Source organism: Streptomyces radicis, from assembly GCF_003626575.1.
In the GTDB taxonomy this organism is placed as follows: domain Bacteria; phylum Actinomycetota; class Actinomycetes; order Streptomycetales; family Streptomycetaceae; genus Streptomyces; species Streptomyces radicis.
Genome location: NZ_RBDY01000009.1, coordinates 39,828 through 54,980, shown reverse-complemented (window position 1 = coordinate 54,980; position 15,153 = coordinate 39,828). Strand labels below are relative to the sequence as shown.

13 protein-coding genes are annotated in these 15,153 nt (G+C 69.1%); all 13 read right to left on the bottom strand.

Features of this window, described 5'->3' with window-relative positions:
- Positions 1 to 14 precede the first annotated feature (14 nt).
- Positions 15 to 1,049: an ABC transporter ATP-binding protein gene (locus D7318_RS14470; RefSeq protein ID WP_120697441.1), complete on the bottom strand. Its 1,035-nt coding sequence runs from the start codon at positions 1,047 to 1,049 to the stop codon at positions 15 to 17.
- A 12-nt stretch (positions 1,050 to 1,061) separates the two neighbouring features.
- Positions 1,062 to 2,042 carry an ABC transporter permease gene (locus D7318_RS14465; protein WP_120697439.1) on the bottom strand — a complete coding sequence of 327 codons (981 nt, stop codon included), beginning with the start codon at positions 2,040 to 2,042 and terminating at the stop codon, positions 1,062 to 1,064.
- A gap of 91 nt (positions 2,043 to 2,133) precedes the next feature.
- Positions 2,134 to 3,942 carry an ABC transporter substrate-binding protein gene (locus D7318_RS14460; RefSeq protein WP_120697438.1) on the bottom strand — a complete coding sequence of 603 codons (1,809 nt, stop codon included), beginning with the start codon at positions 3,940 to 3,942 and terminating at the stop codon, positions 2,134 to 2,136.
- A gap of 112 nt (positions 3,943 to 4,054) precedes the next feature.
- Positions 4,055 to 5,026, bottom strand: a complete 972-nt coding sequence (locus D7318_RS14455; protein WP_120697436.1) for an ABC transporter permease — start codon at positions 5,024 to 5,026, stop codon at positions 4,055 to 4,057.
- Positions 5,027 to 5,378: 352 nt separating this feature from the next.
- Positions 5,379 to 6,446, bottom strand: coding sequence for an ABC transporter ATP-binding protein (locus D7318_RS14450; RefSeq protein WP_183091424.1), 1,068 nt, complete (start codon positions 6,444 to 6,446; stop codon positions 5,379 to 5,381).
- Positions 6,427 to 7,416, bottom strand: a complete 990-nt coding sequence (locus D7318_RS14445) for an ABC transporter ATP-binding protein (protein ID WP_120697434.1) — start codon at positions 7,414 to 7,416, stop codon at positions 6,427 to 6,429. The genes D7318_RS14450 and D7318_RS14445 overlap by 20 nt, the downstream gene beginning before the upstream one ends.
- Positions 7,417 to 7,449: 33 nt before the next feature.
- Positions 7,450 to 8,397, bottom strand: coding sequence for an ABC transporter permease (locus D7318_RS14440; RefSeq protein WP_120697432.1), 948 nt, complete (start codon positions 8,395 to 8,397; stop codon positions 7,450 to 7,452).
- Positions 8,390 to 9,313: an ABC transporter permease gene (locus tag D7318_RS14435; RefSeq protein WP_120697430.1), complete on the bottom strand. Its 924-nt coding sequence runs from the start codon at positions 9,311 to 9,313 to the stop codon at positions 8,390 to 8,392. The genes D7318_RS14440 and D7318_RS14435 overlap by 8 nt, the downstream gene beginning before the upstream one ends.
- A 6-nt stretch (positions 9,314 to 9,319) precedes the next feature.
- Positions 9,320 to 10,954, bottom strand: coding sequence for a peptide ABC transporter substrate-binding protein (locus D7318_RS14430; protein ID WP_120697428.1), 1,635 nt, complete (start codon positions 10,952 to 10,954; stop codon positions 9,320 to 9,322).
- A 218-nt stretch (positions 10,955 to 11,172) separates the two neighbouring features.
- The gene (locus D7318_RS14425; protein WP_120697426.1) at positions 11,173 to 12,207 is read right to left on the bottom strand and encodes an ABC transporter ATP-binding protein; all 1,035 of its coding nucleotides are present in this window, start codon (positions 12,205 to 12,207) and stop codon (positions 11,173 to 11,175) included.
- Entirely contained in the window at positions 12,200 to 13,222 is a 1,023-nt protein-coding gene (locus tag D7318_RS14420; protein ID WP_120697424.1) for an ABC transporter ATP-binding protein, read from the bottom strand. The genes D7318_RS14425 and D7318_RS14420 overlap by 8 nt, the downstream gene beginning before the upstream one ends.
- 23 nt (positions 13,223 to 13,245) lie before the next feature.
- Positions 13,246 to 14,196: an ABC transporter permease gene (locus tag D7318_RS14415; RefSeq protein ID WP_120697422.1), complete on the bottom strand. Its 951-nt coding sequence runs from the start codon at positions 14,194 to 14,196 to the stop codon at positions 13,246 to 13,248.
- A complete protein-coding gene (locus D7318_RS14410) occupies positions 14,189 to 15,118 on the bottom strand; it encodes an ABC transporter permease (protein WP_120697420.1) in 930 nt (309 codons plus the stop codon). Before D7318_RS14410 ends, D7318_RS14415 begins: the two co-directional genes overlap by 8 nt.
- Positions 15,119 to 15,153 lie beyond the last annotated feature (35 nt).

Sequence of the window (15,153 nt, the reverse complement as noted above, 5' to 3'; positions counted from 1 at the left end):
GTGGTCGGCCGGGCTCAGCGGAGCCTGGGCCGGATCCGTTCGGCGAAGATGGTCCGCTTCTGCTCCGCGGTGAGATGGCAGGCGGCGCCGCGCTCCTCGGGGAGGGCGGGCCGGTCGGTGGCGCAGTCGACCGGGTCGGCGACGTGGTCGGAGAACGCGCAGCGGGGCTCGAACGGGCACCCTGGCGGCGGCGCCAGCAGGCTCGGCGGGGTGCCCGCGATGGGCACGAGGTCGCGCCCGACGTCGCCGCGCAGCCGCGGCATCGAGCTCAACAGGCCCCAGGTGTACGGGTGTCGGGGGCGGCCGAGCACCTCGCGCGCGGTGCCGCGTTCGACCGCGCGGCCCGCGTACATCACCAGGACGTCGTCGGAGACGCGGGAGACCACGCCGAGGTCGTGGGTGATCATGATGATCGCCGAGCCGAACTCCTGCTGGAGCTCCATCAGCAGATCGAGGATCTGGGCCTGGACGGTGACGTCGAGTGCCGTGGTCGGCTCGTCGGCGATCAGCAGGTCGGGGTCGCACATGAGGGCCATGGCGATCATGGCGCGCTGCCGCATGCCGCCGGAGAACTGGTGGGGGTAGTCGTCCACGCGCCGGGCGGGGTGCGGGATGCCGACGCGGGCGAGCATGTCGATCGTCCGCTCCCTCGCCTCCTTGCGCGAGGCGCCGCGGTGCTTGCGGAACGGCTCGCCGATCTGCCGCCCCACGGTGTAGTAGGGCGACAGGGCGGTCAGCGGGTCCTGGAAGATCATCGCGACCTTGTTGCCGCGCAGCTGCTCGAGGCGGCGTTCGGGCGCCGTGGTCAGCTCCTGGTCCTCCAGGTGGATCTCCCCCGATATGCGGGTGTGCTTGGGGTTGTGCAGTCCCAGGACGGCCTGGTTGGCCACGGACTTGCCCGAGCCCGACTCGCCCACGATGCCGAGGGTCTTCCCGCGCCACACGTCGAACGAAAGACCGTCCACGGCCTTGACGACCCCGTCGTCGGTGGGGAAGTGGACACGCAGGTCACGCACGGAGAGGAACGGCCCGCTTTCCTGAGTGCTCATCTCGGGTCGCTCCTAGTCCAGCCTGACGCGCGGGTCGATCAGCGCGTAGCAGGCGTCGATGACGATGTTGAACAGGACGATCATCAGGGCGGCGAAGAGCATCACGCCCATCAGCATGGGGAGGTTGGACTGGGTCACCGACTCGACCGCGAGCCGCCCCAGGCCGTGCAGCGAGAAGGTGTACTCGGTGATCATGGCGCCGCCGAAGAGCGAGCCGATGTCGATGCCGAAGATCGTGACGATGGGGATCAACGAGCCGCGCCAGGCGTAGCGGAAGAAGACCGTGCGGGGCGCCATGCCCTTGGCCTTGGCGGTGCGGACGTGGTCCTCCTGGAGCTGTTCGATCAGCGTCGCGCGGGACAGACGCGTGTAGTTGGCGGTGAAGATCGTGGAGAGCACGAGCCAGGGCAGCAGCAGCCCCTGGAACCAGCCCCAGGGGTCCTCGCTGATCGGCACGTACTGCGGCTGGGGCAACAGCTGGGTGTTGTGGACCAGCACCGCGAGGGCCAGCGGGCCGAGGAAGTAGATCTGCATCGAGCTGAGGACGAGCGACGTGGAGCTCATCGTCTTGTCGAGCAGCGTGCCGCGGCGGGCGGCGGCCAGCATGCCGAACGCCAGGCCGAGGACGAGGAAGACCAGCGCGCCGCCGACCGTCAGGGAGACGGTGGTGGGCAGCCGGTCGAGGATGGTGTCGAGCACCGGGCGGTTGTCGCGGAAGGAGAAGCCGAGGCAGGGCGCGGGGCAGCTGCCCGCGGGGAAGTCGCGGCCGATGAAGAGGCCGGACATGTACTCGATGTACTGCTGCGGGACCGGTTTGTCGATGCCCAGATTGTGCTCGACGACGGCCAGCTGCTCCTGGGTGCAGACGCCCTTGCCACAGGCGAGCAGCGCGGGGTTGCGCGGGATCGCGTAGAAGAGGAAGAACGTCACGGCGCTGATCACCAGGAGAATGGCGATGGCGCCGAGCGTTCGCCTGAGGATGAATCGGAGCATCGGGGTAACAGCCTTTGATCGAAAGCCGGTTCACCGGGGACCGGGGCCGCGGCGGGGGTTACCGCGGCGGCCCCGGTCGGGTGGGACGCGGCTACGGGATGACGTAGATCCGGTTCATGTCGACGCTGCCGATGTCGTCGTTGAAGACGGCCCCTCCGATGCGCGAGCCGTGCATGACCGTCTGCCGGTAGTAGAACGTCGGCACGCCGGGGATCAGCTCCTCCTGGATGTGCGCGGCGAGCTCGGCCCACTCGGCCGCGGCCTCGGCGGCGTCGGGGATCCGGCGGATCCGGTCGATCTCGGAGTTGACGTGCTCGTCGTTCAGGTGGCTGTAGTTGGAGGCGCCGTCCTGGATCTGGCGGCCGTCGAACTGCGGCGGGATCACCGTGGCGGCGGAGAGCCAGTCGTGGCCCCAGCTGCTGCGGTAGATGTCGTAGCCGCTGTCGACGACGCCGATGGTGTCGTAGTACGTCTCGGGCGGCACCTCGCTGCGGTTGACCTCGAAGCCCGCGGCCTCGAGGGCGTCGGCGATGGCGACCGCGGCCTCGGTGTCCTCGGGGACCGTGTTGTGCACGTAGTTGAGCTCGTAGCCGACGGCGTCGGCCTCCTCGAGGAGCTCACGCGCGCGCTCGGCGTCGCCCCGCGGGTTGGCCAGCTTGCCGAACGGGTCGTAGTCCGCGTCGTAGCCCGGCAGCAGCGGGCTGAGCAGGCCGCCCGCGTACTCGCCGCCGATCGAGCCGCCGTACGCGTTGAGCACGCCGTTGAGCGGCACCGCCTGGACGATGGCCTCGCGGACCGTGGGGTCGGTGACCCGGTCGAGGTTGATGGCGAGCTGGGCGACATAGGGCTGGAAGCCGTCCACCAGGCGCTCGCGGTACTGCGGGTCCTCCATGACGGTGGGGCCGTTGCCCGCGTCGAGGCCGTTGTTGAACGTCATGGCGGTCTGGTCGTCGCCGTTGTCCGCCATCAGGCGGGCGGTCGAGTCCTCCTGGCTGTGGCCGAAGCTGATCTCGAACCGGTCGGGGTAGGCGTTGCGCGCCGGGTCGGTGGCCGGGTCCCAGTGCTCGTTCCTGGTCAGGGTCATCGAACGCCCCGGCCGGTACTCGTCGATCTGGTACGGGCCCGAGGTCAGCGGCTCCTGGTCGTAGCGCTCCCGGGTGTCGCCCTCCTCGGAGACGACCGCGTAGCCCGCGATGGCCAGGGCGTAGGGCAGGTCGTTCTGTGGCTCGTCGAAGTGGAAGACGACGGTCTTCTCGTCCGGGGTCTCCAGGATCGAGTCGGGCAGGTGGTCGCCCTCGTAGGGGCCATCGGGCAGCAGGTCGCGGTAGTCGACGCCCTCGGTGCCCGCGAGCCACTGCTGGACATAGGTGGGGCCCTGGGCGATGAACGGGGCGAACTGCCGCTCGAACGTGTGCCGCAGGTCGGCCGATGTGATGGGCGACCCGTCGTTGAAGTAGATGTCGTCCTTGAGCGTGTACGTCCACGTCCTGCCGTCGTCGGACACCTGGCCCGAGTCGGTCGCCAGGTCGCCGACGACGGTGTAGGCGCCGTCGTTGTCCAGGTGGACGGCCGTGAGGCCGCGGTGGATCAGGCGGGCGATGTTGGACTCGTGGGAGACATAGATCTGCGCCGGGTCCAGGTGGTCGGGCGAGGTCTGCTGGAGCACGGTGACCGTGCCGCCCGACTCGGCGCCCTCGACCGGCTCGGCCGGGCCCTGGGAGTCCTCGGCGGTGCCGAAGGATATGGTCGCCAGCTCCTCGGGGGCCGCGCTCTCCTCCTCGCCGTTCCCCTCGCCGTCGCCGCCGCCTCCGCCGCTGCTGCACGCGCTGAGGATCAGCGCCCCGGCCAGGGCGAGGGACACCCCGGCGGCGCGTTTCGCGCCCAGTGATCTCTTGCTCATCGGTTGCTGGCACCTGCCCGTCGTTGTGATCGGAAAATCAGGGGGTATCGGGAAATCAGTGGGGTATCGGGAAATCAGGGATGGCGCGTCGAGCCGCGCCGCGAGTGGCCGTTCATCGGACGGTCTTGGGGTCGAAGGCGTCCCTGACCGAGTCCCCCAGGAGGTTGAAGGCGACCACGAAGATCACCATGGAGACCCCGGGGAAGAACATGTAGGTGATGTCGCTGCGGTAGACCTCGGCCGCGGTGGCGAACATGCGGCCCCAGTCGGGGGTCGGCTCGGTCAGGCCCACGCCGAGGAAGGACAGCGCCGCCGCGGTGGTCACGAAGTTGGGCAGCATGTAGGTGGCCTGCACCAGCATCGGCGAGACGACGTTGGGGAGCAGCTCCTTGCGGATGATCCGCCAGGGCGAGGCCCCGGAGACCTTGGCCGCCTCGATGAACTCCCGCTCGCGCAGGGCGAGTGTGGCCCCGCGCAGGATCCGGCCGAGGGTCATCCAGCCGAGCGCCCAGAGCACGATGACGATGGAGACCACCTTCACATAGGTCGGGGTCTCCTCCCTCGGGTCGATGAAGAGGGTGGCGATGATCGGCATGAAGGCCACGAAGAACAGCTGCTGGGGGAACGCCATGAGCAGGTCGATCAGGCGGCTGATGGCATAGTCCCAGCGGCCCCCGAGATAGCCGGCCGCGATGCCGAGCACGATCGCGGTGAGCGTGGCGAGAACGGTGACCGCGAGGGCGATGAGGAGGGATGTGCGTATTCCGTAGAGGAGTTCGGTGAGAACGTCGCGTCCCGTGCCGGGTTCGAGGCCGAACCAGAATTCCCCGTCGATGCCGCCATTGGGCTTGACCGGATAGCCGTACTCGTTGAGCAGGCCGTCCTCGAGCTGTCCGTACCTGGTGTAGGGGTCCTTGCCGTAGAGCCAGGATATGACCGGGGCGAGCAGGCCGATCGCGAAGAAGAACAGCACAATGCAGGCGGATATCACGCCCGTTCGGTCACGCCGGAAGCGCCGCCACATCAGCTGGCCCGGCGAGCGGCCGACGGGCGCGCCCTCGGCGGCCTGGACTTCGCTGGACATCAAGTCCCCCCGACTGTGTGGTCGTCCGGCATGCGATGCGAGTAGACCGGACTGTCGCAAGGCCCAGAGTTTCCCGTCAAGACATAGCAATGGTATAAACCTATGACGATCATTTGGTGAGCCAAGGTTATGCGGATTGACGCACAAACGTGCTTGACCCGACGATCGGCGATCGGAAATGTGGGCATAAGAGGGGAAGCGGCCTGTTAACCGGTCCGCAACACCGTGGACCCTATACCGATATGCGAACGCCTCAGACTGAGGCGGTACGGCCGTGCGGGTGCCGTAGCCCGGGGCGGCGTGGCCATCTGGTCCACGCCGCCCCGGTGCCGTGCGGGGGCGGCGCTCCGCCTCAGGCGCTGGCCACCTGCGGCTTCTCCTCGGCGAAGTGACAGGCGGAGTCGTGCGCGACGACGCCGGGGGCGGCCGCGAACTCCACCGGCACCGCGAGCGGCGGCTCGACATCGGCGCACAGATCGCGCGCTTTCCAGCAGCGGGTGCGGAATCCGCACCCCGAGGGCGGATTGGCGGGCGAGGGCACATCTCCGGCCAGAATGATGCGTTCCCGCCGCTCGCGCGCCTCGGGATCGGGCACGGGAACGGCGGAGAGCAGGGCCTGGGTGTAGGGATGGGTGGGGTGGTCGTAAATGGCGTGGTCCGTGCCGATTTCCACGATCTTTCCCAGGTACATCACCCCCACACGATCGGAGATGTGGCGCACGATCGACAAGTCGTGCGCGATGAACACATAGGAAAGACCGAACTCCTCCTGGAGCCGTTCCATCAGATTGACGACCTGCGCCTGGACCGAGACATCGAGCGCGGAGACCGGCTCGTCGGCCACGATGATCTCGGGATTGAGCGCGAGCCCGCGGGCGATCCCGATGCGCTGCCGCTGGCCCCCCGAGAACTGATGGGGATAGCGGTTGAGATATTCCGGATTCAGCCCCACCACATCGAGCAGATCCCGCACCCTGCGGCGCCTGTCCCCCTTGGGCGCGGCCTCGGGATGGATGTCGAACGGCTCCCCGATGATGTCGCCCACGGTCATCCGGGGATTCAGCGACGTATAGGGGTCCTGGAACACCATCTGGATATTTCTGCGCACCGCCTTGAGCGCCCGGCCCGAGAGCCTTGAGATGTCCTCGCCCTTGTAGATGATCTCCCCCGCGGTGGGCCGCTCCAGGCTCACCAGCAGCTTGGCCACCGTGGACTTGCCGCACCCCGACTCCCCCACCACGCCGAGCGTCTCGCCTCTGCCCAGGGTGAACGACACCCCGTCGACCGCCCTGACCGCGCCGACCTGGCGGCGGAACAGGATGCCCCGGGTGAGCGGGAAGTGCTTGACCAGACCGCGGGCCTCGAGGATGACCTCGCGCGCGGGGCCCGGGGCCCCGGCCTCACCTTCGACCTGCGTCACCGAGCGTCTCCTTCCAGAAGTGGCAGGCGCTTGATCGGCCTTGACCGATCTCGTACAGCGGGGGCCGCGGGTCCTTCCGGCAGACGTCCCGCACCCGCGGGCAGCGCGGGTGGAACGGGCATCCCGGCGGTACCCTCAGCAGATTGGGCGGCAGCCCCTTGATGGCGCTCAGCCGGGTGCCCTTGGCGTCGAGGCGCGGGATCGACTCCAGCAGGCCCTTGGTGTAGGGGTGCGCGGGGCGGGCGTAGAGCTCCTTGACGGGCGCGTTCTCCACGATGCGCCCCGCGTACATCACCGCGATCCGGTCGGCGACATCGGCGACCACACCCAGATCGTGGGTGATCAGGATCAGTCCCATCTGATACTCGCGGCGCAACTCGTCGAGCAGGTCCATCACCTGGGCCTGGACGGTGACATCGAGCGCGGTGGTCGGCTCGTCCGCGATGATCAGCGCGGGCTCGAGGGCGAGCGCCATGGCGATCATGATGCGCTGGCGCATGCCGCCAGAGAACTGGTGCGGATAGTCGTTCACCCGCTGCGCCGCGGCCGGGATCCGCACCCGGTCCATCAGCTCGACCGCCCCCGCCCTGGCCTCGGCCCGCGAACTCCCGCGGTGCACACGGAACATCTCGCCCAGCTGGTACCCGACGGTGAGCACGGGGTTGAGCGAGGAGAGCGCGTCCTGGAAGATCATCGCCATCCGCTCGCCGCGCACCCTGCGGCGCTCCTCCCTGCCCATGGTGAGCAGGTCGTGCCCCTGGAAGAGGATGCGGCCCCCCGCGACGCGCCCGGGCGGGCTGTCCAGGATGCCCATCACGGCGAGCGCGGTCACCGACTTGCCCGAGCCCGACTCGCCGAGCACCGCGAGCGTCTCGCCCGCGTCGACGCCGTAGCTGACCCCGTTGACCGCGGAGACCACCCCGTCCCTGGTGGCGAACTCCACGCGCAGGTCCTGGACTTCGAGCAGCATGCGGCGTCTCCCGTTCGGCGGGCTCGGGGGCGTTCAACGGAGCTTGGGGTCGATGGCGTCGCGGACGGCGTCGCCGAGCATGATGAAGGCCAGCACGGTGAGGCTGAGCGCCGCCGCGGGATAGAGCAGGATGTGTGGCGCGTTGCGGAACTGCATGCCGTCGGAGGCGGCGGAGATGTCCACGCCCCACGAGACGGTCGGCGGGCGCAGGCCCACGCCCAGGTAGCTGAGGGTGGCCTCGAGGGCGATGAACGTCCCCAGCATGATCGTCGCCATCACGATCACGGGGGCCACCGCGTTGGGCATGATGTGGCGCAGCAGCAGCCGCGCGTTGCCCGCGCCGAGCGCGCGGGCGGCCTGGACGTAGTCGTGCTGCTTGGCGGTCATGACCGCGCCGCGCGCGATGCGGGCCACCTGGGGCCAGCTGAGCGCGGCGATGACGAGCACGACGGGCCAGATGCCGGAGAGCGAGATCATCGACAGGAAGACGATGGCGCCCAGCACGACGGGGATGCCGAAGAAGACGTCGGTCAGGCGCGAGAGCAGGGTGTCCCAGAAGCCGCCGAAGAAGCCCGCGAGGCCGCCGACCACCGCCCCGACCAGCGCGACGCCCACGGTGGCGCACAGGCCCACGGCGATGGAGGCGCGGGCGCCGTACACGGTGCGGGTGTAGACGTCGCAGCCCTGGGTGTCGAAGCCGAACCAGTGCCCGGCGCTCGGGCCCTGGAGCGAGCGGGCCAGGTCGCAGCGCTGCGGGTCGCGGGTGGCGATCAGGCTCGGCCAGAGGGCGATCACGACCAGAAAGACGATGAGCAACGCCGAGACCACGAAGATCGGATTGCGTCGCAGATCGTGCCAGGCGTCGCTCCACAGGCCGCGGGGCGCGTCCTTGTCGGGTGAGGAGGTGCCGGCGGTCAGGCCCTTGGCGGCGTTCTCCTCCTCCGCTTCCATCGGCGGGGGCGCTGAGGTGGCGTCAGACATAGCGGATCCTGGGGTCGAGCACGGCGTACAGGACGTCGACGAGCAGGTTCGCGAGCAGGAAGATCAGGACCAGGACGACGACGAAGCCGACGACCGTCGGGGAGTTCTGCCGCAGGATGCCCTGGAACAGCTGGTAGCCCACGCCCTGGATGTTGAAGATGCGCTCGGTGACGATGGCGCCCGCCATCAGGTTGCCGACGTCGGCGCCGAGGTAGGTGACCACGGGGATCAGGGAGTTGCGCAGCAGGTGGCGGACCGTGACACGGCGGCGCGGCAGGCCCTTGGCGTGGGCGGTGCGGATGTAGTCGGCGCGCGTGTTCTCGGCGACGGACGTCCTGGTGAGCCGGGTGACATAGGCGAGCGAGACGAGCGACAGGATCAGCCCGGGGACCAGCAGCTCGTCGAGGCGCGGGTCGGGGCTGACGGCCGGGTCGATCCAGCCGAGCTTGACGCCGAGGACGTACTGGACGGTGGTGCCGAGGACGAAGGTGGGGACGGCGATCACCACGAGCGTCGCGACCAGGACCGAGGTGTCCAGGGAACGGCCGCGGCGCAGACCGGTGATGACGCCGAGGGCGATGCCGAGGACCACTTCGAGAACGAGCGCGACCAGCATCAGCCGGAAGCTGATCGGAAAGGCATGCTCCATGAGCTGGGTGACGGGCTGCCCGTTGAACGCGGTGCCGAAGTCGCCGGTGAAGATCTTGCCCATGTAGAGCACGTACTGGAGCGGCAGCGGCTCGTCGAGGTCGAACTCCTCGCGCAGCGCCTGCGCGGTGGCGGGGTCGGGCCCTCGGTCGCCGAAGAGTCCGGAGACCGGGTCGCCGATCGCGTAGACCATCACGAAGATGAGGAACGTGGCCCCGAGGAAGACCGGGACCATCTGGACCAGGCGGCGGATGACATAGCGCCCCACGTCGCGTCAGCCCACCTTGATGTCGGTGAAGACCGGCACGGAGAAGGGGTTGAGTCTGACGTCGCTGACCCGTTCGGAGAACCCCGCGGTGCCGTTCTGGTACCAGAGGGGCACGGCGGGCATGTCGTGGACCAGGACCCGCTCGGCATCCTTGAACGTGTCGATCGCCTCGCCCTCGTCGCCCTGCGCGTTGGCCCGGTCGATCAGGTCGTCGAACTCCCCGCTGCTGTAGCCGGAGTCGTTGGACGAGGCGTCGGTGTAGTAGAGCGGCTGGAGGAAGTTCTGGATGAGCGGGTAGTCCATCTGCCACCCGGTGCGGAACATGCCGTTCATCTCGTGGCCCGCGACGCGGTTGCGGAAGTCGGCGAACGTGGGGACGGGGTTGACGGTGCAGGCGTCGCGCTGGTCGAGGGCGTTGTTGACGCTGTTGCACACGGCGTCCATCCACTGGCGGTGGGAGCCGGTGTCGACGTTGGAGGTGATCGTCACCGAGCCGCCGGGCAGGCCGCCCGCCTCGTCGATGAGGTCCTTGGCGCGGTCCGGGTCGTAGGAGCAGACGTCGCCGCACAGGCCCCGGTCGAAGCCCCCGTTGTCGCCGAGCACCGGGGAGGTGAAGTCGCCCGCCGGGGTGCGGGTGTCGTGGAAGATCCGGGAGGTGATCTGCTCCCTGTCGATCGCCATCGAGAGCCCCTGGCGCAGCTTGCGGCCTTCCTCGCCGCGCCAGCCTCGGTCGTAGAGGGGGAAGGAGAGGGTCTGGATGATCCCGGCGGGCTGGTTGATGTAACGGTCGCCCAGGTCGTTCTCGGCGTTGGCGAGTTGACCGGCGGGGACGTCGTCGATGACATCGAGGTTGCCGGCCTGGAGGTCGGTGTAGGCGGTGTTGTTGTCGGTGTAGACGCGCAGCTCGACGCCGTTGTTGCGGGGGCGGTCGGGGCCCGCGTAGTCCGCGTAGCGGGAGAGCGTCATGCCCTGGCTCTGCCGGTAGGAGTCGATCTTGTAGGGCCCGTTGCCGACGGGCTTGGCCAGCCAGCCCTCGTGGTCGTCGAAGAACGCCCGTGGCAGCGGCGCGTAGGCGGCGTAGCCGAGGGTCTCGGGCCACAGGGAGAACGGCTCGCTCAGGGTGACCTCGAACGTGCGGTCGTCCTTCACCTCGAGGCCGCTGAGCGTGTCGGCGGTGGGCCGCTGCCCCTCCTCCGTGGGGTGGACCTCGTCATAGCCCTCGATGAACTGGAAGAAATAGCTGGCCACCTGGGCGTTGTCCACATGGGCGCCGTAGTTCCAGGCGTCCACGTAGGACTCGGCGGTTACGGGGGTGCCGTCCTGGAACGTCCAGCCGTCCTCGATGGTGACCGTGAAATGGCGCTGGTCGTCGGTCTCGATGGACTCGGCCATCGCGTCCTCGGCCTCGCCGGACTCGGGGTCGTACCGCTTGAGGCCACGGAAGATCATGTCGAGGACCTTGCCGCCCTGGACCTCGTTGGTGTTCGCCGGCTCGAGCGGGTGCTGGGGGTCGCCCCACGAAGCGCGGACCACGCCGTCGCCCCCGCCGCTCCCTCCGTCGCCCCCGCCGCAGGCCGCGGCCGCCAGGGCGAGGGCCGCCGTGCCTGCGATGACGCTGCACAGGCGGGCACGTGGGCGCATGGGTGCCTCCTCGGGCTTGGAGAGCCGTGCTCGGAGGCAATAAAACCGCTTATATCCCCTATGGGGGGCGCCGCCCCTCCCGAGCCCGGGCCACTCGTACCCGAAAACCCCCCATATGCCGGAACCCGGCCGGACCAGTGGTCCGGCCGGGCTCTCCCCGCCGCGGCACGCGCGCCCGGCGCCCGGGCGTGGCCTCGGGCCCGCCCTCAGGCCCGCCCTCAGGCGTGGACGATGTCCTTGTCCTCGGCGAAGTGGCAGGCCGACTCGTGCTTCGCCCCGGTGTCGCTGTCCTTGTACCGCTCGGGCACGGCGAGCAGCGGGACCTCCTCGGCGCAGATGTCCTGCGCCTTCCAGCAGCGGGTGCGGAAGCGGCAGCCCGATGGCGGGTTCGCGGGGGACGGCACGTCGCCCGCGAGGATGATCCGCTCCCTGGTGTCCCGGCCCTCGGGGTCGGGCTGCGGGACGGCGGACAGCAGCGCCTGGGTGTAGGGGTGGGTGGGGTGGTCGTAGATCTGGGCGTCGGTGCCGACCTCGGCCAGCTTGCCCAGGTACATCACGCCGACCCGGTCGGAGATGTGCCGCACGATCGACAGGTCGTGCGCGATGAAGACATACGCGAGGTTCAGCTCGTTCTGGAGCCGCTCCATCAGGTTGATGACCTGCGCCTGCACCGAGACGTCGAGCGCGGAGACCGGCTCGTCGCACACGATGATCTCGGGGTTCAGGGCGAGCCCGCGGGCGATCCCGATGCGCTGCCGCTGGCCGCCGGAGAACTGGTGCGGGTACCTGTTGATGTACTCGGGGTTGAGCCCGACCAGGTCGAGCAGCTCGCGCACCCGCTTGTCCCTGCTGCCCTTGGGCGCCGCGTCCGGGTGGATCGCGAACGGCTCCCCGATGATGTCGCCGACCGTCATGCGGGGGTTGAGCGACGTGTAGGGGTCCTGGAACACCATCTGGATGTTCCTGCGGACCGCCTTGAGCGCCCGGCCCGAGAGCTTGGAGATGTCCTCGCCCTTGTAGAAGATCTCGCCCGACGTGGGCTGCTCCAGGTTCATCAGGAGCTTGGCCACCGTGGACTTGCCGCAGCCCGACTCCCCCACGATGCCGAGCGTCTCGCCCTCGTAGAGGTCGAACGAGACGTCGTCCACGGCCTGCACGGCGCCGATCTGCGACTTGAAGAGGATGCCCCGGGTGAGCGGGAAGTGCTTGACGAGATTGCGCACCCTGAGGATGGGCTCGCCCCGGTCAGCCATGGATCGTCTCCTTCCAGAAGTGGCACGCGCTGCTCCGGCCGCCGAGCGGGCTGCCGTCCCGCTCGGTGACGTCCACCTGCGCCGGCACGTCGGTGCGGCAGATGTCCTGCGCCATGGCGCACCGGGGGTTGAACGCGCAGCCGCTGGGGATGGCCGTCAGGCTGGGCGGCAGCCCCTTGATCGCGTAGAGCTCCTTGCCCTTGTGGTCCAGGCGCGGGATCGAGTCGAGCAGGCCCCTGGTGTAGGGGTGCGCGGGCCGCTTGTACAGCTCGTGCACGGGGGCGTTCTCGACGATGCGCCCCGCGTACATCACCGCGATCTTGTCCGCCACGTCGGCGACCACGCCGAGGTCGTGGGTGATCAGGATCAGGCCCATGTGGAAGTCGCGCTGGAGCTCGGCCAGCAGGTCCATCACCTGCGCCTGCACCGTCACGTCGAGCGCGGTGGTCGGCTCGTCGGCGATGATCACGTCGGGCTCGAGGGCCAGCGCCATGGCGATCATGATGCGCTGGCGCATGCCGCCCGAGAACTGGTGCGGGTAGTCGTTCACCCGCTCCTTGGCGGCCGGGATGCGGACCCGGTCCATCAGCTCGACGGCCTTGGCCTTGGCGGCCTTGCGGGAGAAGCCGCGGTGGACGCGGAACATCTCGCCCAGCTGGTTCCCGACGGTGAGCACGGGGTTCAGGGCGGACAGCGCGTCCTGGAAGATCATCGCTATCTTGTCGCCGCGGACCCGGCGCCTTGCCTCCTCGGGGAGGGTCAGCAGGTCCTCGCCGCGGTAGAGGATCTGACCCCCGGTGACGCGGCCCGGCGGGGTGTCGAGGATGCCCATGATGGTCTGGGCGGTCACGGACTTGCCCGAGCCCGACTCGCCGAGCACCGCGAGGGTCTCGCCGGCGTCCACGGAGTAGCTGACGCCGTTGACGGCCTTGGCCGCGCCCTCCCTCGTGCGGAACTCTACGTGCAGGTCCCGGACTTCGAGCAGCGGAACGCCAGGGGTCTCCGCCTTGGTCATTTCGATCGACACGTGCGTCTCCCTCAGCGCAGCTTGGGGTCGAGGGCGTCACGCACGGCGTCACCCAGCATCAGGAAGGACAGGATGGTGATGCCGAGCAGCAGCGACGGGTAGAGCAGCAGGAACGACGCGGTGCGGATCTGGCCGCCCGCCCTGTTGATGTCGCCGCCCCACGAGATCGCCGGCTCGGTGAGGCCGATGCCGAGGAACGACAGCACGGCCTCCGCCGTGATGTACCCGCCCAGGGCGATCATCGCCACGACGATCACCGGGGCCGCGGCGTTGGGCAGCACATGGCGCAGCAGGATGCGCCACGTGCCCGCGCCGAGCGAGCGGGCGGCGACCACGTAGTCGGACTGCTTGATGGAGATCACCGAGCCGCGCATGACCCTCGCGATGGTCGTCCAGCCGAGGAACGCCAGGGCCAGGATCACCGTCCACTCGGTCCTCGTGTCGAACGAGACCAGCACCACCATGGCGCCGAGCAGGAACGGGATGCCGAGGAAGATGTCGATGACCCGGGAGAGCAGGCCGTCGATCCAGCCCCCGAAGTACCCGGCCAGCATGCCCACCAGGCTGCCGAAGACCAGGACGAGGGCGGTGACGGAGATGCCGATGACGATCGAGGCGCGGGTGCCGTAGATCATCCGCGCGTAGATGCTCTGCCCCTGCTGGTTGTAGCCGAGCCACTCGGGCGAGAAGAAGTGGGTGAGCTCGGGCTCGCGCAGGAAGTTGTTGGCGAGGTCGGCCTCGCGCGGGCTCACCGAGGTGAACCAGCCGGGGAACGCGGCCATCACGAGCAGGAGCGCGATCACGAAGGCCGGGATGACGAACGTCGGCTTGCGCCGCAGGTCACGCCAGGCGTCCGACCACAGGCTGCGGGCCCTGCCGGGGGCGGGTCCCGCCTCGACGACGGCCACGGTCGCGGGGCCGCCGGCGGTGGGTACGGCTTCCTTCTCCAGAGCGTCAGGCATAGCGAATCCTCGGGTCCAGGACCGCGTAGAGCAGGTCGACGATGAGGGCCACGACGAGATAGACGACGATCACGAAGCTGACGACGCCGACGACGGTGGCGCCCTCGCGCTCGTTCAGCGCGCTGTAGACCAGCCGCCCGATGCCGTGGATGTTGAAGATGCCCTCGGTGACGATGGCGCCCGTCATCAGCTCGCCCAGGTTGACGCCGAGGAAGGTGACCACGGGGATGAGGGAGTTGCGCAGCAGGTGCACCCGCACCGCGCGGGTCCGCGTGAGGCCCTTGGCCTTGGCGGTGCGCATGTAGTCGGCGCGCCGGTTCTCGACGATCGAGCTCCGGGTCAGGCGCGCGACATAGGCGAGGGAGAGCGAGGCCAGCGCCAGGGCCGGCAGGAGCAGGTCGCCCCAGTTCTCGGAGTCCTGGACCACGGGGGTGATCCAGCCCCACTGCTGGCCCGGGTAGGTCTGGTACAGGTAGCCGATCACGAAGACGGGCAGCGAGATCAGCAGCAGGGTGACGAAGAGGATGGCCGTGTCGGTCTTCCGCCCGGCGCGGAGCCCGGCGACCAGGCCGAGGCCGATGCCCACGACCACGATGATCGAGAAGGCCATCACGGTGAGGCGCAGCGTGGCGGGGAGCGCGTCGCCGATGACCTCGGTGACCTCGCGTCTGCTGCGGATCTGGGTGCCGAAGTCGCCCTGGAGCAGCCCCAGGAGGTAGTCCCAGTACTGCTTCAGGATGTGGTCGTTGAGGCCGAGTTCTTCCCTCATCGCCGCCATCTGGGCGTGGTCGGGGGCGCGTTCGCCCCACAGGGCCCTGATCGGGTCACCGGGCAGGGCGTACATCATCATGAAGATGATGAACGTGGAGCCGATGAACACCGGGATCATCTGGAGCAGTCGCCGCGCGACATAGCGCCCCATTTTTCCTCCATGTCATGTGGACGGGGCCGACAGGC